Below are 16,914 nucleotides of genomic sequence, written 5' to 3'. Positions count from 1 at the left end.
TGGGATCTAGGGATGTGTTAGTGGAGGTTCCTGACCGGTTTCAAAGCCCGTTTTGTATCCAAAGGTTTCCTGAACTCTGCAGTTGATTTCATGCCATATCTTTGCGAGGGGTATCTCTGCTGGGCATAATTCCTCGCACTGACCACAGTTGGTGCATGAGTCAACCATATGTAGCATTCTTTCGAGATGGAAGAGAGGTGATGGTGGAATTTTACCTTTCTCGATCCATTCAGGCGTTTTTGTCTCAAGTGAGCACTCTTCACAGTAACATATTGGGCATGCTTCCCTGCAGCTGTAACACTTGATACACTTGTTGAGTTCGTCCATATATCTATCGAGATTCATGAGAATCTCGGCACCGGTTTCCTCATTGAAATCATTTTTCTGCCATTTCTTTGCAAGGTTTACCATGGCCTGATCTATTTTTTCACGTATCTCAATGCCCTTGGGTATGGGATCCTCTATTTCGATGACACCCGCAGATACGGCTTTTTCAAGTAAATCTGCACCTTTCTCGGATGTAACCTCAACGAAGGTTGCCTTACCTGCCAGTGGACCTATAACTCCCCAGTTACCAAGTGCAAGATCCGCCATTCTTGGAATATTCTTTTCGCATCTCCTGCAGTTTGTTCTCCTACCGTAACCCATCTCTTCAACTTCATCGACGCTTATCCCTTTTTCAGCGTCTGAAGTTTCAATTATGAGTTTTCCTTTGGCTATTTCTTCCTTGACAACATCATCAGGGTCCATTTCATATACTTCTTCTATCATGGCGCGTGTTTTAACAGGTGGGAGTGTTCCACCGCAGTTTACACCGACCATTATAACATTGTCAAGGTCTATCTTGCCCCTCTTTGCAACCTCGACTATTGTCATTGCATCGCAGGGTTTCGTTGTAACGGCTATTTTGATGTCCTTTGCCCCGTTCAGGTAGCGAGTTATAACCTTTGCTATGTTCAGTGTACCGCAGTGAAGTGAACCTGCAGATTCTATAACCTTTTCAGGCTCCATTATAAGGGTTGGGACGGCATCATAAAGATCCGAACCCTTCTTAACTGCAAGTACAGCATCCACCATTCCTTCTTCCAGAAGGAATTTAAGAAGGGAAGTTACAGCACCCCCATATTCTCCTTTCTCTGCAATTTCTTCATTTTTTGAGAAAGCATAGTACATGTCGTTAACTTCAACCATTTACAGCCCCCCTATTTTGATATGCTTGCCGCGGAGACCTTTAGTTCAGGCATCTTGGCTTCAGGGTCAAGTTCATCTGCACTTGTTAACATGTTAGCTGCGCACTCAGCGAAGTGGAATGGAATAAATAGAACTCCCTTCATAATCTCTGGGGTTACTCTGGCTGTTATTTCAATCTCTCCGCGTCTGGTTTTTACTTTGACCATATCTCCATTTTTGATTCCAAGTTCAAGGGCATCTTCATCATTTATCTCAACGAATCCAGTTGGAACTTCCCTATCAAGGGTCTCTGATCTTCGTGTCATGGTACCTGTGTGGTAGTGGAAAATTATTCGACCTGTTGTCAGTATGAACGGATATTCAGAATCTGGTGTCTCTGCAAGTTCTCTGTATTCTACCGGGAAGAATATACCAAGACCATCTGGTGTTGCAAACTGTTCTGTGTGTAATATGGGAGTTCCAGGATGGGTTTCATCGGGGCATGGCCAGTGAAGGCCTTCGGGTTTTACCAGTCTCTCAGGGTTCATTCCAGCATACTGTGGTGTCACTTCCCGTATCTCTTCAAATATATCCTCTGCTGAGCTGAATTTAAAACCATCAGCACCCATCTTATTCGCTATTTCACATATTATCTGCCAGTCATCCTTTGCTTCTCCAGGAGCATCAGCAGCTTTTCTTATATACTGAACACGCCTTTCTGTACTTGTATATGTGCCGTTTTTCTCAGACCATGCACTTGCAGGGAGAACAACGTCTGCCAGTTCAGCTGTTTCTGTGAGGAATATGTCCTGAACAACAAGGAACTCAAGATTTTCAAGGGATTCTTTAACGTGCTGAATGTCGGGGTCTGATACCATCGGGTTTTCACCCATGATGTACATGGCCTTAAGTTTACCCTCTGCTGCAGCGTTCATCATTTCAACAACTGTCAGCCCAGGGGTGCACTTCAGATCACTGCAGCCCCATGCACAAGACATCTTTTCGGTCGCATCCTCTTCAATGACCTTCTGATATCCTGGATAGAATGCAGAAAGGGCACCCATGTCACAGGCTCCCTGAACGTTATTCTGACCCCTCAGTGGATTAACTCCAGCACCTCTTTTACCGACGTTACCTGTTAGCATTGCAAGATTTGCAGTTGACACAACATTATCTGTTCCTGTAATATGCTGGGTTATACCCATGGCAAAGAGTATTGCAGCACTATCTGCCTTTGCATATTCTATTGCTGCTTCTCTGATTTTATCGGCGGGTGTCAGGGTGATCTTTTCAGCTTCTTCTGGTTTATAGTTTTTAACAGTTTCTTTAAGTTTTTCAAAGTCCTTTGTTCTTTTCTCTATGAACTCCCTGTCTTCCAGGCCCTCCTCTATTATAACGTTCATCATAGCATTCATGAGAGGAACATCGGTTCCTGGCTTGAATGGGAGATATATATCTGCCATTTTTGCAGTTGGGCTAACCCTTGGATCGGCGACTATTAGCTTGGCACCGTTGGCCTTAGCACGGAGGACTCTTCTCCATATAAGGGGGTGCTGTTCAGCTGTGTTTGATCCGATTATGAATATACATGAGGATTCCTCGATGTCTGAAATAGAGTTTGTCATTGCACCTGAACCAAAGGTCTTGGCAAGCCCGGCGACGGATGGACCATGACATAACCTTGCGCAGTGGTCGACGTTCTGTGTCCCTATGACAGCCCTTGCAAATTTCTGGAGAAGATAGTTTTCTTCGTTTGTACATCTTGCAGATGCAAGAAATGCAAGTGAGTCAGGATCTTCGCCTCTGTATTCTTCTAATTTGGATGCTATCAGGCTTGTGGCTTCGTCCCAGGAAGCCTCTCTGAATTCACCATTTTCTTTTATAAGGGGTTTCGTCAGGCGATCATCTCTTCCTACGAACTGGTAGGAAAAATTTCCCTTTGGACAGAGTTTTCCTTCGTTCAGAGGATGTCTCTTCCAGGGTTCCACACCTTCAACCTTTCCATCGATGGTAACCACGTTCAATCCACAACCACAACCACAGTAAGGACATACTGTAGGAATATATTCAAGCTTCATATTACTCACTCCCTAAAAAATAAATTAAGATTTTAAATCACTCTTTAAGATAGGTGTACCAGTACAGACATGCAACGAAGATAGCACCACCGACTATGTTACCAAGGGTAACTGGAATCAGGTTATTCATAAAGAACTGGCTCCAGGTAACTCCTCCAAGGAATATGCCGACTGGTATGAAGAACATGTTTGCCACACTGTGTTCGAATCCGATAGCCACGAATGCGAATATAGGGAACCATATTCCCCATATTTTACCAATGATATCATCTGAGGCAATTGCAAGGTATACTGCTAGACAGACAAGCCAGTTACAACCGACAGCTCTCCAGAAAGCTTGCGCCCATGTAAGAGACTTTGTAACCTTACCTGCTGCAATAAAGGAAGCACCTCCAAGTGCTTTGGTTTTTGCAACTGTTAATGCGCCAGCCTGCCATGGGTCTGCAGTGAGTATACCTGTTGCAACAGCAAGGAAATATGCAACAAATACTGCACCAACGAGGTTGAATACCCAGCTTGTGACCCAGTTCCTTATTAAGCCCATTATAGAGGCCCTTTTATCCAGAATTCCCAATGACATGTACATACAGTTTCCGGTAAAGAGCTCAGAACCTGCTATTACAACAAGCATGAGCCCGACTGGGAAAACTGCACCAAAAACTAATTTCACAAGGCCTGCAGGATAACCTGCCTTGGCCATTCCCCCAGTAACAACTTCAGCAAGCAAGCCTCCAAAGGCTATGTAAGCACCAGCAAGGAAGCTAAGAACTATAACTTTCCCTAAAGGCGCTTTTTCTTTTAATTCAGCTATTGCAGAACAGGCTTTTGCCGTATCTGCAGGCGATTTAAAAGATGATCCCATTTTTGCACCTCCTTTTTTTACATTCAATATTTTAAATCATGATATTTAATTAATCTTTCCAAAATCATTCAATCGAAAAATTCATATTATAAAATCTACAAATATATTCAGCTTCTTTAGTTTAATCAATGAGTTGGCTCAATTAGGAGTGCTGAGATGGAAATTATAGATAACTAAAGAGAAAATTATTTCTAATAAAAAAAACAATAATTATTCCAATTAAAATCAAATGGGGAGGTTTCCATGTCAAGAAAGGAAAGGGTTGAGGAGCAGATTCGTGGTAAGAAGACTGAGGATATTAGGGATGAGGTTGAGGAGCAGATTCGTGGTAAGAAGACTGAGGATATTAGGGATGAGGTTGAGGAGCAGATTCGTGGTAAGAAGACTGAGGATATTAAAAAAAAGATCGATGAGCAGATAAAAGGAGAGGAAGATTAGGTAACATCATTTAATCTATTTCATTCTATTTTTTCCGGATTCTCCGCCTTGTCGCGTAAACACAAATTAGTAATATTTAAATAGACATATGTATTAAAAAAGTTCATGGCTTACCTGGATGATAGAAGTCTCCTCCTAATATCCCTTTTTCTTGGACTTTCAGGCTTCATTGGAATGATAATATCAGCAGATACAGTTACTCCGCCTGAGGTTAGTGTATCCAGCATAAATCATGGAATGGTGGACAGGAAGGTGACTGTAGAGGGTACAGTTGAGGATTTTCGTGAATCAGAACATTCAGGGACTCTTTTTTTAGTTATAAACGATGGCAGCGGTGTTATAACGGCTGTTATATTTGAATCGACATCGGCTGAAATAAAAAAGAATGGCCTGGACCCTCATCTACTTCGGGGCATGAAAGTGCGAGTTACTGGGAAAGTAAATGAGTACAAGGGATCACTGGAGATTATTGTCGAAGAGCCCTCCAATTTAAGGACACTCGCCTGCTAAACTTCAGGGTCAAAGGTTCTTTTTTCTGATTCACTCAAGCTCGGGTATTTCTGGATTATATATCATTGGCCCCTGGATTTGAATCTAGAGTAATAACCCCTAGAGATATATTTAAGAGCCTCGTTAACAGAGTTATAGTAACTGAGAGTGTTGGTGGATTAACATGCGGATTAACAGAGTAAAGCTCAATTTTATATTGATATTGTTACCTCCGCTCCTTGCTTGCCTTATCGCTTTAACACCCACCTTCCGGTACACTGTTCCGCTGACATGGGATATCTATTATCATATACATAATGCCACCCTTTATATGGGGCGGGGCATCGTGTTCTGGGATCCCATAACTTCAGCCCCCCATGGGAGACCCATATATTATCCACCCCTCTTTCACATAATGCTGCTTTTTCTCAGTAAAATAACAGGATTGGGTTTTTTCACGGTCTCCAGATTCATGCAGCCGGTGTTCGCATTTTTCATTGTACTATCATTTTCATATGTCTCAGGAAAACTGTACGGACCTCTGGCAGGATTCTTAACAGGTATGTTCCTATTTTCAAGTCTATTCTTCATGAGGATGATGTTTCCCATCCCTGAATCCCTTGCGATGATCTCCATCCCCCTCTTTGTTTATGGATACTACAGGTCCATGGAAGGTTGCTCAAGGCTTTACCCTGTTTTAACAGGTTTTCTCCTGGGATTAATGTTAATGACCCATATCTTTTCTGCCTCCATAATTTTAGCAGTTGTTACTCTCTCAACCATTGTCCTTTACATTGGAAAATATGATATCAGACCATGGAATCTATTAATAATCCTCGGGTCCGGTCTTTTACTTGCATCGGTCTGGTATGCACCCCTTATAGTTAAATACGGTTTTGTATTCAGGTCACCGGCGACCACTTCCCTGCCTTTAGAGGGATACATCACCCATCTGGGGGTTCTGCTCACCATCCTTTCACTGGCAGGACTTATTCATGCGGCTGGACGGAGGGAGAAAAAGGATGTTATAATGGCTGTCTGGACTGTATTCGTCCTATCACTTACAGCTGCCTACCTTCTGGGTTTGAAGGTCCTCTCGGACAGGATACTGTACTTCGCCCTCTTCCCGATGGCAACACTGAGTGCAGATCTTTTCAATTCAATACGAATAAATAATGGCAAATGGTCCTTTTACGCTATTATTTTGCTTATATCCCTTTACTGCATCTATGATGGTTACTCCCTTGCAAGCTCCATAAAACTCGAGGTTTCAGATTCTGAACTCGATGTTGCAGAGTGGTTCAGGTATAACGGAGACCATGCAACTGTTGTTGTGTCTGACTACCACATCCAACCCCCTATAGTTGCAGTTTCAGGGCAACCGGTATCGGCGGGCGGCTATGCACCAGGAACCATCCGTTCAATCAGCGTGGAAAAATATATCAGCAGCTTTAAGTATACGAAGCATGATATAATGAGGGATCGGGTGGGATACATAATCCTGGATAATGAGCAGAGGACTCCCCCATACTCCAGACTTGTTTACAGGAACAGGGACTTTTCTGTTTACAGAGTGAATGTCTGACTTTATTCATATAGAGGTAATGTGATTGAAAATTAATACGGAGTGAATGTCTGACTTTATCCATATTGGTGTTTAACAATTCAAATATTATCCAGTAAATGGGGCTGTTAAAAAATGAAGAAACTATTTGGCACATTCGGAGTTAGAAGACTTGCAAATGAGGTTTTAACACCTGAATTCGCATCAAAGCTTGCGGCAGCATACGGTTCAACTGTAGAAGGGAAAATAGCTGTTGGAGGAGATACAAGGACATCCACTGTAATGATAAAGAATGCTGTCATATCCGGCCTTCTTTCAAGCGGATGTGATGTTGTTGACCTGGGAATACTCCCAACGCCAGCCGTTCAGTATGCAGTCAGAAAATATTATGATGGCGGGGTTATCGTAACGGCGTCCCACAACCCCCCACAGTACAACGGTATAAAATTCGTTGACTCAGACGGCATAGGCATCCCTGATGACTTGGAGGAGGAAATAGAAAGGATATTCTTCAGCGAAGATTTCAGGAGGGCCTCCTGGGATAAAATCGGGAACCTCACATCAAACACCTCCATAATCAGGGAGTACCAGGACGGTGTCATAGCGAGGGTCGATGCAGAGGCCATCCGCAGAAGAAAATTCAGGGTGGTGGTCGACTGTGGCTGTGGAGCAGCGTCCTACACCATGCCCTACATCCTCAGGAGACTCGGATGTCAGGTGATAACCCTTAACTCTCAGCCTGATGGTTTCTTCCCGGGCCGTGACCCTGAACCGGTCCCTGAGAACCTCTCGGAGCTGATGGAGACTGTGAGGTCAACCGGGGCTGATCTGGGCATAGCCCACGACGGTGACGCAGACAGGACAATATGTATCGATGAGAGGGGAGAATTTGTCCTCGGCGATAAGACCTTCGCCCTTGTTGAGAAGAGGATGCTCCAGGAAAAGGGTGGAGGCATAATAGTCACCACCGTCGCAACATCCTCAGCAATATACGATATAGCATCAGAGAACAACGGAGAGGTAATAACAACAGCTGTAGGGGACCTCCTGGTGGCAAGAAAACTTAAAGAGACAGACGGACTATTTGGAGGCGAGGAAAACGGCGGATTAATATTCCCCGACTTTGTATACGGGAGGGACGCAGCCCTCACAGCCGCCACGATACTCGAGATAATGGCCCATGAGGACAGGCCACTATCAGAGCTTGTATCGGAACTACCCGCATATTACTCCAGTAAGAGGAAAATAGAATGTCCCGATGAAATTAAAGGGGATGTGATGGACCTGGTAAGTAAGATGCTGGCAGATGAGGAGGGTGTAAGGGACATAGATACCACAGACGGTGTTAAAATATTCAGTGAAGCCGGATGGGTTATAATAAGGCCCTCAGGGACCGAACCAATATTCAGATGCTTCGCAGAGTCAGAGACACAGGAGCAGGCAGATGAAATGGCCCGCTGGGGCATATCCCTGGTCGAGAGGGCCATGGAAAAACTGAAATAGCTGTTTAGAGGTTCTCAAGGCACTCCTCACGGAGTATCCCGGCATCCTCATTTTTCGGGTTTATCATCAGGGCCCTGTTGAAGGCCTCAAGGGCCTCATCGAATCTTTCAAGCTCAAGGAGGGCAACCCCCATGTTGGTCCAGTAGACATCGTTCTCTGGTTCCATTTCAATGGCCCTCCTGTAGCATTCAAGGGCCTCATCGAATCTTTCAAGCTCAAGGAGGGCGTTACCCTTACGGTTCCAGACATTGGGGTCCTGTTCATCCTCAAGGGCAAGCTCAAGGGCACTGTTGTATGATTCTATGGCTTCTTCCATTCGCCCGAGGTCAGATAGCAGGTTTCCCCTGGCTGTCCAGACCTCGGCGTTCCGGGGGTCAATTTCAAGGGACTGTTCATAGGATTCAAGGGCCTCCAGGGGTTTTCCTGCAACCTCAAGCATCACACCCCTCCAGTAGAGGAGGTCCGGGTCGTTTTTTATTTTCAGAGCCCTTTCACTAGCCTCAAGGGCCTCATCAACCCTCCCGGCGTTCAGGAGGGTTATGGCCATGTTATTCCATATGTAGGGGTTCTCGGGTTCTATCATTATGGCCCTCCGGTAATTTTTAAGGGCCTCATCGAATCTTCCCAGCCTTGTGAGGTTGTCACCGAGTCTGTTGAGTATGTAGACGTCGTTGGGGTCTATCCTGAGGGCCGCGGTGTAACATAGCTCTGATTTACTGAATTTACCTGAATCAAAGAGTATGTCCGCCCTTCTTGTTATCATGGCCTTCTCATCGATTTTTTTACCTTCCCATTCATCCACAGGGAGTTTTCTGAACCTTATCACCTGGAACTCGGTATCATCCGTGAGTTCCCCCTGGTACATCCTCTGGAATTCCTCTTCGAGCTGTCTGGCGTCCCTGAAACCATCCTCCCTGGCCAGCTCATCGTTCTCTCTGAGTTCCCTGAAACTCACGGTTTCAACGTCTGTCACCACCGCTTCGAAGACCTTTTCACGGTCCTTTGAGACGAGGTTCCAGTAGCAGTGGAGCCGGTCGCCGACCCTGAGGGGCCTCTTCCACTTGCGCCTTATAGTCATGGTCCTTTTGCCTGTTACAAGGTCAATGTCCCTGCTGCTGAATGAGAGTATGGGCAACGGGTCTCCACCTCCTGGATTCTCTTAGAGGGTTATCATCTAGATCTCTTCTTCTCCGAATTCCTCTGTACGTATTTTAACCATTCTGAACCTGTCTCTGAATCTCATTGCAATCTCCCTGAGTCTCCGGGGTGATGGGGGCTCTGTTTCTCTGAGTGACTCATCAAGGACGACCCTGTTCCTGAACTGCTGCAGGACATAGACATCACATTCGATTGAGTCTGCAATCATCTCTATGTCTTCTTCCCCCATTAGACCCGGCACGAAGGTTGTGCGGCACTCCACTGTGACACCCGAATCCCTGAGGATCTCAAGGCTCCTCATCACGCCCCCGGCACCGGCACCGGCAAGTTCAGGGTACCTGTGGAGGGGGGCCTTCACATCAATTGCAACATAGTCAAGGTGGGGCAGTAGCCTTTCAAGGGCTTCAGGATATGAGCCATTGGTATCCAGTTTCGTTGCAAGTCCCAGGGAACGTGCATGTTCAAGCACAGTTTGGAGGGCATTGACCTGGAGGAGGGGTTCACCCCCACTCACCACCAGGGCTTCAACGAATTCTGAGTACCTCTCCACGTCATCAAGGACAGTTTCGAGGCCAACTTCATCACCCCCATCTATGAGTTCAGGGTTGTGGCAGTAGGGGCACCTGAAGTTGCAGCCGGCAGTGAATATAACGAGCGAGGTTTTTCCGGGATAGTCGAGGGTTGAAACTGCCATTGAACCAATCTTCATTGGAATCACTGAACCAGTTCACCCAGGACCTCAAGGAACCTTCTATCCTCTTCAAGGGTGCCGACACTGACACGTATCCAGTATTCATCAAGTCCTGCGAAGGAAGTGCAGTCCCTCACGATTATACCCTTCCTTAAGAGTTCTTCTGAGAGTTCGGCAGCGGTCCTGCCTGTCCTCCTCACGTCAATCAGTATGTAGTTTGCATATGATCTGAAAACCCTCAGTTCCGGGAATTTCTTCAACCCTGAGTAGAGGTACTCCCTGCTTTTTATTGAGTACTCGGTGGATTTTTTTATGTAATCCCTGTCCCTGATGGTTGCAAGGGCAGCTGCATGGGATAGCCTCGTGAGGCTGAAAACCGGCTTTACACGGTGCATGTACTCTATTATCTGTGGGTCCCCGAGACCATAACCTATCCTCATACCTGCAAGTCCCATCACCTTTGAGAATGTCCTCAGTATAAAGAGGTTTTCATGGTCAGGGAGGAGGTCAGTGTTGTCCACACCTGCGAATTCGGTGTAGGCCTCATCAACAACCACCAGGGCATCTGTTGACTCCAGAACAGCCCGGATGTCCTTCTTATCTATGAGGCCCCCTGTGGGATTGTTGGGTGTGCAGAGAAAGACGAGGCGGGTTGATTCATCAACCGCATCCAGGACCGATTCAAGGTCGAGGCGGTTCTCGTTGACGTCCCACCGTGCATGGACAGCCCTTGCATCATGGGCCTGGAGTGTGTACTCATAGTACATGTAGGATGGCATGGGTACGACGAAGGACTCCCCCGGTTCAAGGAAGGTCCTCCCCAGGACATCGATTATCTCATCGGCACCATCACCACCCACTATAACCTGATCCATCTCAACCCCTGCGTAGTCTGCTATGGCTTCCCTGAGGTCGGTCAGGGCTGACTCGGGGTATCTGTGAACCGATTCAAGTTCACGCTCCATGGCCTCCACCGCGGCGGGTGATGGGCCCAGGGGGTTCTCATTGGATCCAAGTTTAATTATCTCATCCTCTTTAAGACCATAGGCATCTGCAATTTCCTTTATGGATCTTCCAGGTACATAGGGTTCAATATCATTGATCTTATTCCGAATCTTTACCATAGAACCACTCTTGAGTTTCATACAATCTCGGTTAACTCAGGTCACTGGAGAGTTATTCATGTGCCAGCAGAGCATACCTCCGGGCATTATCCCTTATTGACTCTATCTCCTCATCACTGAGTTCTCTCACAGCCCTTGCAGGAGTCCCGATTATCAGGCTTCCAGGGGGGAATTCCTTACCCGAGGTTACCACCGCCCCGGCTCCGACGATGGAGTTCTCCCCTATAACGGCACCGTTGAGGATGGTGGAGTTCATACCTATGAGGACATTATCTGCCACAATGCACCCGTGGAGGACCGCGGCGTGGCCCACAGATACGCAGTCACCAACCCTGACAGGGTATCCGCGACTTGTATGGACGACGCAGTTGTCCTGGATGTTTGAGCAGCGCCCTATCTCGATGGGTTCAAGGTCGCCCCGCAGGACGGCATTGTACCATACAGAGGAACCATCACCGATCCTCACATTCCCCACTATCCTGGCACCCTCAAGGACTCTGAAGCCCATCCTATCACCTGTACTCCATTGTAGTGTGCTCCTGCCTGAGTATCACCAGTCTGTCTGAGGGCACATCCCTCGATATCACACAGCCGGCACCTATGCAGGAATCCTTCCCCACCTTGACACCGGGGTTGAAACTTGAGTTTATACCTGTCTTGACACCATCACCGAACACAGCCCCCAGTTTCCTCCGACCGGTTTCCACGACATCATCCTTTACCACCATCCTGACGGGGCCATCATCAAATCGCAGATTGGCTATGTTGGTACCTGCAGCTATGTTACAGTTCATCCCTATAACGGAATCCCCCACATAGCTGAGGTGGTTGATGTTTGTACCGTCCATTATGATTGAATTCTTGACTTCGACGGCGTTCCCTATACTTACACCGTCCCCTATACAGGTATGGGCCCTGAGGTAGGAGTTGGGGCCTATATCGCAGTTTCTGCCTATGTAGACCGGTCCCTGGATGTAGGTGCCTGACCTTATAATGGTGCCCTCGCCAATGGCAACAGGGCCATGTATGGTCACACCGTCCTCCACATCACCCTCCACGGAATCCTCAAGGTCCTTCATGAGCCTTTCACTTGCCTCAAGGAGTTCCCATGGTCTGCCAACATCTATCCAGTCCCTGTCTGATATTATGGCCCTCACAGGGAGGTCATCCCTCACCTGCATCATTATGGTGTCTGTTATCTCGTATTCTCCCCTGCTGGATAGGGGGGTTCTCTCTATATAATCAAAGACGGCCGGGCTGAACACGTATATGCCTGTGTTTATGAGGTTCCCTGCCCCTGCATCGGGGCCTGGTTTCTCTATGATCTCCCTTACACGGTCCCCCTCAACCTTAACGACCCCGAAGGAGGAGGGGTCCGGGACCTCCCTGAGGACCATCAGTGTTTCGGGTTTCCTCTCATGGTATGACCCAATCAGGTCGCCCATGAGCCCCGGATCCGTGATGATGTCCCCGTTAAGTACAATGAATTCATCGTCTATGAGCTCTGAGGCCTGACCTATGGCATGAGCCGTTCCAAGGCGTTCCTCCTGCCTTACGTAGGTTATATTGACTCCTGATCCGGATCCGTCGCCGAAGTGGGACCTGACGGCCTCCTCATGATAGCCTGTTATCATCACGATATCATGGACACCGTTGTCCCTGAGGGCATCCACACTGTACTGTAGTATGGGTTTACCTGCAACTGGCAGCATGGTCTTGGGCCTTGTGAGGGTGAGGGGTCGCATCCTGGTCCCCTCACCTGCTGTTAGAATAACTGCCTGCATTCCATCACCCTATCATATTTTCAAGGTAACCGCGGGTCCTTTCATGTATATACCTGGCCTTCTCCTCTGTCTTTCCCTCCAGGGTGATCCTGATGTAGGGCTCTGTCCCTGATGGTCTCACAAGGACCCAGCTCCCATCATCGAGGGATATCCTGACGCCGTCGATGGTATTAATATCTGATGTCTCGCTGAACTGGTCACTGAGCTCAGCAGCTACCCTCTCCATTATGATATCCTTCTTCTCGTCGGGGCACGGGACCTTGTCCCTTATGTTGGGGTAGGATGGCACCTCCTCAAGCAGCTCTGAGAGGGGCCCCCTTGCTGATACAAGTTCCGCCACCCTGAGGGCTGAGAGTATCCCGTCGGGGCACATGCAGAAATCAGGGTGCAGCCAGGTACCTGAGGGCTCACCTCCGAACCTGGCCCCCTCCTCTGCAATGGTGTTGGCCACATGCACATCACCCACACGGGTCCTTATGACCTCGCCCCGGTCCCCCAGGCATTCATCAACACAGAGGGACGCATCAACGGTTGTTATTATCTTACCTCCAATCTCCCTTGCCATGAGGGCCAGGAGCTTATCGAAGCTTGCGAATCGTCCCTGGTCGTCGATTGCAACCATCCTGTCTGCGTCACCGTCGTGGGCTATGCCCAGATCAGCCCCGGTTGACCTCACAGTCTCCATCAGCTCCGAGAGGTTCTCAGGGACCGGTTCAGGGTCACGGCCCGGGAAGAAACCATCAGGCTGAGAGTTAAGGGTTATGACCCTGCAGCCTGCCTTCCTGAATATGAGGGGAGACAGGTGGGATGCTGCGCCGCACCCTGAGTCAATGACGACCTTGAGGGGTTTTTTAATCTCCACGGTTTCGAGTACCGCCCTGACATAGTCATCCCTCATATCAACCGTGGTTATGGACCCCAGTTCATCCCAGGCCTTCCTTTTGAAGTCCCTGCTGTGTATTATGGACTCTATGACACTCTCCTGCGATGGTCTGTAGGCCATCCCGTCAGGGTTCCAGAGCTTTATCCCGTTGTAGGGGGCGGGGTTATGGGATGCGGTTATCATCACACCAGCAGCTGCACCCAGACGGGATGCTGCGTAACCCACAAGGGGTGTGGGGACCATTCCAAGGCGTGTAACATCACAGCCACATTCTACTATCCCGGCGATCAGGGCATTCTCCAGAAGCTGGCTGGATGTCCTTGTATCGTAGCCCACAACAACCTCCCCATCACCACCGAGGTGGGTTGCCAGGGCCCTTCCGGTGTCAGCTGCAAGTTCCAGTGTGACCTTCTCTCCGAAGCGGCCCCTTATACCTGATGTACCGAAGAGTCGCGGTTTTTTCTCCTTCATCTTAAGCCCCGAATTTTTCCTTTTTGTTCATGAGGTCGAGGAGTATGTCCATGACATCGGATCCCCGTATCCGGCAGAGACCACCAGCCGCGGCGGCCCTCTCACTGAAGGATGTGACATCATCAACACGGACCTCCGGCCCGGTTATGGCGATGGGCACAGGGTCACCTGTGTGGTCCATGACAGATACAGGTGTTGAGTGGTCCGCCGTTAGTATGAAGTAGATATCATCCCCCATCAGGTCCCCGAGGATGGAGTCGACCCTCTCAATGAAACGGACCTTTCCCTCGAGGTCGCCGTCGTGTCCAGCCTCATCAGCACCATCGATGTTTATGAGGAGGAAATCGTAATCAGCGGCAATTGCACTGGATATGGCGTTCTTTATGCTCTCAAGGTCTGTGTCTATTCCCCCGGTGGCCCCCTCAACGTCTATCACATCCATGCCTGTGAGGTGCCCTATACCCTTTATGAGTCCTGTTTCAGCTATGCACGCTGCCTTCAGACCGTAGCGTTCCTGGAATTTCTCAACATGTGGAACGGCACCTGCCCCCCGTGGGAGTATTATGTTTGCAGGGGTCTCACCCCTTTCGATCCTCCCGGTGTTGACCGGGTGGTCCCTCAGGATTTCATAGGATTCCTTAACGATCCTGTTGAGGACCTCAGCTGTCTTCCGGGATTCAGGGGATCCATCAAGTGCCTTTATCTTCTTCGGAGGTTTTCCCTCCACCTTGGGGTCTGCATCTGAGACCTTATCCCCGAGTCCGGGTCCCCTCAGTACAAGGACTGCCCTGTGACCTGTTGATTCCCTGAATATTATTTCAACGTCCTCAAAGCCCTCAATGGTCATTGAATTTATCGTCCGGGCTATACTTGAGGTTCCTGACCTTATACGTCCGGCTCTCCTGTCTGTTATTATCATATCCTCGTCTGCAGTTGCGAAGTTGCACCTGAATGCGATGTCCCCTGGCTTCACATCAAGGCCAACACCAGCGGCCTCAAAGGGTCCCCTTCCGGTGTAAACCCTGTAGGGATCATATCCGAGGATTGAAAGGTGCGATGTGTCGCTCCCCGCCCTCACACCGGGTTTTATGGGGTCCATTATACCGTTAATACCTGACTCTGCTATCCTGTCCATATTGGGGGTGCTGGCGGCCTCGAGAGGTGTTCTGCCTGAGAGTTTCTCAAGCGGGCGGTCAGCCATCCCGTCTATTATCATTATTACCCCTTTCATGATTAACCCACCTTCCTAGATTTATGATCTCTATCCTAAAATAATTCCTATAACTGCCCCTGTAACTGTTGCAAGGAGGTTCACATGTTCATTGGTGAGGTACTTCCTTCTTTCAAGGACTGCACCCAGAAGACTGTCCATGAAGCAACCCACAGTCCCTGCAATCACAGCCACCTTCATTGATTTGAGGGGATCAGGGCATACACCAAGTAAAAATGCTGATAAACCAATTATACCTGCTCCCGCTATACCAGCAGCGGTTCCAAGGGATGATATGCCTCCATCGGTCCCGGGTTCCACCCTCTTAAGTGTTGTTATGAGTCGCGGTGTCTGCAGAACTCCGATCTCACTCGCCATGGTATCGGCGGTGGCGGTTGCAACGGATCCTATGAAGCCCCCAACAAAACCGTCATAGTATCCAAAGGCAGCCATTATGAAGGGCACTATCCCATTCGATATAACGTTCTTGGCGCTTCTGGTTCCCTCAAAGACACCAAGCTCCTTCTTGTATTCATGTCTGTACTTTGTTGATAGGAGGCCAAGAACGAGGAAAATGAAAATAAGAAGGAGCCAGTTAAAACCGGCGGATAATATTATGAGAAGACCCATAAGGATCATGAAAAGGGACCCCCATACATCGAGGGCACCTCTATAGTAGGTTAAGAATCCAATGAATACGCACAGGAGTACGTATCCAATGTTGAGGTCTATCATGAGGGGTCCCGATCCATTGATTAGGCTGGTTCCTCCAGAACCCTGCTCTTTATTATTTCAACCCTCTTGAGGGGGTAGATCTTCTTGGCCTGGTGGTATATTTCTGAGGCTATTTTTCCTGTTACAATACCCTCCACGAGTTCCTCAAAGGTCTTCTCTGAGGCGATTTCCCTGAGGTGTTCCTCTATGCTCTGCCTCATGTACTTCTGCTGTGAGGACTTCGCCCTACGGATTGTTATGGCCAGGGGATGGACCTTAAGTTTGTAACCATCCTTTGTTTCAACTATAACCGGGGCATCGACCCTGCTCGTACCCCTCCTTATCATGCTCCTGACGTAGTCCGTCGTGACCTGGTGGCCTATGAACCTGGTTGTGGCCTCACTGCCGGCGACGCTGTCTATCTGGAACTTCAGCTTAACGTACTGCTTTGAGAAGTCTCCGGTCAGTTCCCTCATGGTGGCTTCAACCCTCCTCTTGAGGAGGAAGTCAGGGTCCCTTGAGGGTGTTGTTCCTATCTCGTTTTCTCCAAACAGTTTAGGACTTTTTATTACATACCATTTCTTTTCTTTCCATGTATCACGTACTCTCCTTCTTCGAGCCTTTGCCATTATATCACCTTAATCTTTAACACCGTAAAAACAGCTGGATTTAACATAAATTCAAAAAATTCATATTTAACTGGTTAACCATGATTTAGAGTTACATACACCGCCAGTATGGAATACTCTATAATAGGATAAGGGAGTATTTAAAT

Annotated in this window: 16 protein-coding genes; 4 read left to right on the top strand and 12 right to left on the bottom strand. The window is 48.0% G+C overall.

Annotated elements, in window-relative coordinates; all coding sequences use genetic code 11:
- Positions 1-6: 6 nt before the first annotated feature.
- The 3 genes from C7452_RS06620 to C7452_RS06610 are packed head-to-tail and all read right to left on the bottom strand — an operon-like array spanning position 7 to position 4,110.
- Positions 7-1,191, bottom strand: coding sequence for a Coenzyme F420 hydrogenase/dehydrogenase, beta subunit C-terminal domain (locus C7452_RS06620; RefSeq protein WP_115892645.1), 1,185 nt, complete (start codon positions 1,189-1,191; stop codon positions 7-9).
- 11 nt (positions 1,192-1,202) lie between these two features.
- Positions 1,203-3,248 carry a formate dehydrogenase subunit alpha gene (fdhF, locus tag C7452_RS06615; RefSeq protein WP_115892644.1) on the bottom strand — a complete coding sequence of 682 codons (2,046 nt, stop codon included), beginning with the start codon at positions 3,246-3,248 and terminating at the stop codon, positions 1,203-1,205.
- Between the two features lie 37 nt (positions 3,249-3,285).
- On the bottom strand, positions 3,286-4,110 hold the full coding sequence (locus C7452_RS06610) for a formate/nitrite transporter family protein (RefSeq protein ID WP_115892643.1): 825 nt from the start codon (positions 4,108-4,110) through the stop codon (positions 3,286-3,288).
- A gap of 243 nt (positions 4,111-4,353) precedes the next feature.
- Here C7452_RS06610 and C7452_RS06605 point away from each other — a divergent pair, with 243 nt between their 5' ends.
- The 4 genes from C7452_RS06605 to glmM (C7452_RS06590) all read left to right on the top strand — a co-directional run bounded on the left by C7452_RS06605 (position 4,354) and on the right by glmM (C7452_RS06590) (position 8,104).
- On the top strand, positions 4,354-4,548 hold the full coding sequence (locus C7452_RS06605) for a hypothetical protein (RefSeq protein WP_115892642.1): 195 nt from the start codon (positions 4,354-4,356) through the stop codon (positions 4,546-4,548).
- Positions 4,549-4,653: 105 nt separating this feature from the next.
- Positions 4,654-5,058, top strand: coding sequence for an exodeoxyribonuclease VII large subunit (locus tag C7452_RS06600; RefSeq protein WP_048176096.1), 405 nt, complete (start codon positions 4,654-4,656; stop codon positions 5,056-5,058).
- A 163-nt stretch (positions 5,059-5,221) separates the two neighbouring features.
- Entirely contained in the window at positions 5,222-6,622 is a 1,401-nt protein-coding gene (locus tag C7452_RS06595; protein ID WP_115892641.1) for a hypothetical protein, read from the top strand.
- Positions 6,623-6,736: 114 nt separating this feature from the next.
- The gene (gene glmM, locus C7452_RS06590; protein WP_115892640.1) at positions 6,737-8,104 is read left to right on the top strand and encodes a phosphoglucosamine mutase; all 1,368 of its coding nucleotides are present in this window, start codon (positions 6,737-6,739) and stop codon (positions 8,102-8,104) included.
- Between the two features lie 4 nt (positions 8,105-8,108).
- On the opposite strand, the gene C7452_RS06585 is transcribed toward glmM (C7452_RS06590), so the two are convergent.
- The 9 genes from C7452_RS06585 to C7452_RS06545 are packed head-to-tail and all read right to left on the bottom strand — an operon-like array spanning position 8,109 to position 16,768.
- The gene (locus tag C7452_RS06585) at positions 8,109-9,239 is read right to left on the bottom strand and encodes a tetratricopeptide repeat protein (protein WP_115892639.1); all 1,131 of its coding nucleotides are present in this window, start codon (positions 9,237-9,239) and stop codon (positions 8,109-8,111) included.
- Between the two features lie 39 nt (positions 9,240-9,278).
- The gene (locus C7452_RS06580) at positions 9,279-9,971 is read right to left on the bottom strand and encodes an anaerobic ribonucleoside-triphosphate reductase activating protein (protein WP_170130321.1); all 693 of its coding nucleotides are present in this window, start codon (positions 9,969-9,971) and stop codon (positions 9,279-9,281) included.
- Positions 9,972-9,976: 5 nt separating this feature from the next.
- Positions 9,977-11,077 (bottom strand): histidinol-phosphate transaminase, encoded by a 1,101-nt coding sequence (gene hisC, locus C7452_RS06575; protein WP_170130320.1) that lies wholly within the window; start codon positions 11,075-11,077, stop codon positions 9,977-9,979.
- A 52-nt stretch (positions 11,078-11,129) separates the two neighbouring features.
- Positions 11,130-11,585 carry a gamma carbonic anhydrase family protein gene (locus tag C7452_RS06570; RefSeq protein ID WP_115892636.1) on the bottom strand — a complete coding sequence of 152 codons (456 nt, stop codon included), beginning with the start codon at positions 11,583-11,585 and terminating at the stop codon, positions 11,130-11,132.
- A 4-nt stretch (positions 11,586-11,589) separates the two neighbouring features.
- Positions 11,590-12,861: a bifunctional sugar-1-phosphate nucleotidylyltransferase/acetyltransferase gene (gene glmU / locus C7452_RS06565; protein WP_115892635.1), complete on the bottom strand. Its 1,272-nt coding sequence runs from the start codon at positions 12,859-12,861 to the stop codon at positions 11,590-11,592.
- Between the two features lie 4 nt (positions 12,862-12,865).
- A complete protein-coding gene (glmM, locus tag C7452_RS06560; RefSeq protein WP_115892634.1) occupies positions 12,866-14,215 on the bottom strand; it encodes a phosphoglucosamine mutase in 1,350 nt (449 codons plus the stop codon).
- A 1-nt stretch (position 14,216) separates the two neighbouring features.
- Positions 14,217-15,446: a 2,3-bisphosphoglycerate-independent phosphoglycerate mutase gene (locus C7452_RS06555; protein WP_115892633.1), complete on the bottom strand. Its 1,230-nt coding sequence runs from the start codon at positions 15,444-15,446 to the stop codon at positions 14,217-14,219.
- A gap of 30 nt (positions 15,447-15,476) precedes the next feature.
- On the bottom strand, positions 15,477-16,160 hold the full coding sequence (locus C7452_RS06550; RefSeq protein WP_010877200.1) for a TIGR00297 family protein: 684 nt from the start codon (positions 16,158-16,160) through the stop codon (positions 15,477-15,479).
- Positions 16,161-16,180: 20 nt separating this feature from the next.
- Positions 16,181-16,768, bottom strand: coding sequence for a 30S ribosomal protein S3ae (locus tag C7452_RS06545; RefSeq protein ID WP_010877201.1), 588 nt, complete (start codon positions 16,766-16,768; stop codon positions 16,181-16,183).
- Between the last annotated feature and the right edge of the window lie 146 nt (positions 16,769-16,914).

This window comes from Methanothermobacter defluvii (assembly GCF_003385755.1).
GTDB lineage: Archaea > Methanobacteriota > Methanobacteria > Methanobacteriales > Methanothermobacteraceae > Methanothermobacter > Methanothermobacter thermautotrophicus.
The sequence above is the reverse complement of the archived record's forward strand: the minus strand, read 5'-3'. Positions and strand labels throughout refer to the sequence as shown.

Excerpts from the sequence above, each read along its gene's own strand:
- C7452_RS06580 (WP_170130321.1), bottom strand. The coding sequence starts at position 9,971 with ATGAAGATTGGTTCAATGGCAGTTTCAACCCTCGACTATCCCGGAAAA.
- fdhF (WP_115892644.1), bottom strand. The coding sequence starts at position 3,248 with ATGAAGCTTGAATATATTCCTACAGTATGTCCTTACTGTGGTTGTGGT.
- glmM (WP_115892640.1), top strand. The coding sequence starts at position 6,737 with ATGAAGAAACTATTTGGCACATTCGGAGTTAGAAGACTTGCAAATGAG.
- glmM (WP_115892634.1), bottom strand. The coding sequence starts at position 14,215 with ATGAAGGAGAAAAAACCGCGACTCTTCGGTACATCAGGTATAAGGGGC.
- C7452_RS06570 (WP_115892636.1), bottom strand. The coding sequence starts at position 11,585 with ATGGGCTTCAGAGTCCTTGAGGGTGCCAGGATAGTGGGGAATGTGAGG.
- C7452_RS06545 (WP_010877201.1), bottom strand. The coding sequence starts at position 16,768 with ATGGCAAAGGCTCGAAGAAGGAGAGTACGTGATACATGGAAAGAAAAG.
- C7452_RS06620 (WP_115892645.1), bottom strand. The coding sequence starts at position 1,191 with ATGGTTGAAGTTAACGACATGTACTATGCTTTCTCAAAAAATGAAGAA.
- C7452_RS06550 (WP_010877200.1), bottom strand. The coding sequence starts at position 16,160 with ATGATAGACCTCAACATTGGATACGTACTCCTGTGCGTATTCATTGGA.
- hisC (WP_170130320.1), bottom strand. The coding sequence starts at position 11,077 with ATGGTAAAGATTCGGAATAAGATCAATGATATTGAACCCTATGTACCT.
- C7452_RS06605 (WP_115892642.1), top strand. The coding sequence starts at position 4,354 with ATGTCAAGAAAGGAAAGGGTTGAGGAGCAGATTCGTGGTAAGAAGACT.
- glmU (WP_115892635.1), bottom strand. The coding sequence starts at position 12,861 with ATGCAGGCAGTTATTCTAACAGCAGGTGAGGGGACCAGGATGCGACCC.
- C7452_RS06600 (WP_048176096.1), top strand. The coding sequence starts at position 4,654 with ATGGCTTACCTGGATGATAGAAGTCTCCTCCTAATATCCCTTTTTCTT.
- C7452_RS06555 (WP_115892633.1), bottom strand. The coding sequence starts at position 15,446 with ATGAAAGGGGTAATAATGATAATAGACGGGATGGCTGACCGCCCGCTT.
- C7452_RS06595 (WP_115892641.1), top strand. The coding sequence starts at position 5,222 with ATGCGGATTAACAGAGTAAAGCTCAATTTTATATTGATATTGTTACCT.
- C7452_RS06610 (WP_115892643.1), bottom strand. The coding sequence starts at position 4,110 with ATGGGATCATCTTTTAAATCGCCTGCAGATACGGCAAAAGCCTGTTCT.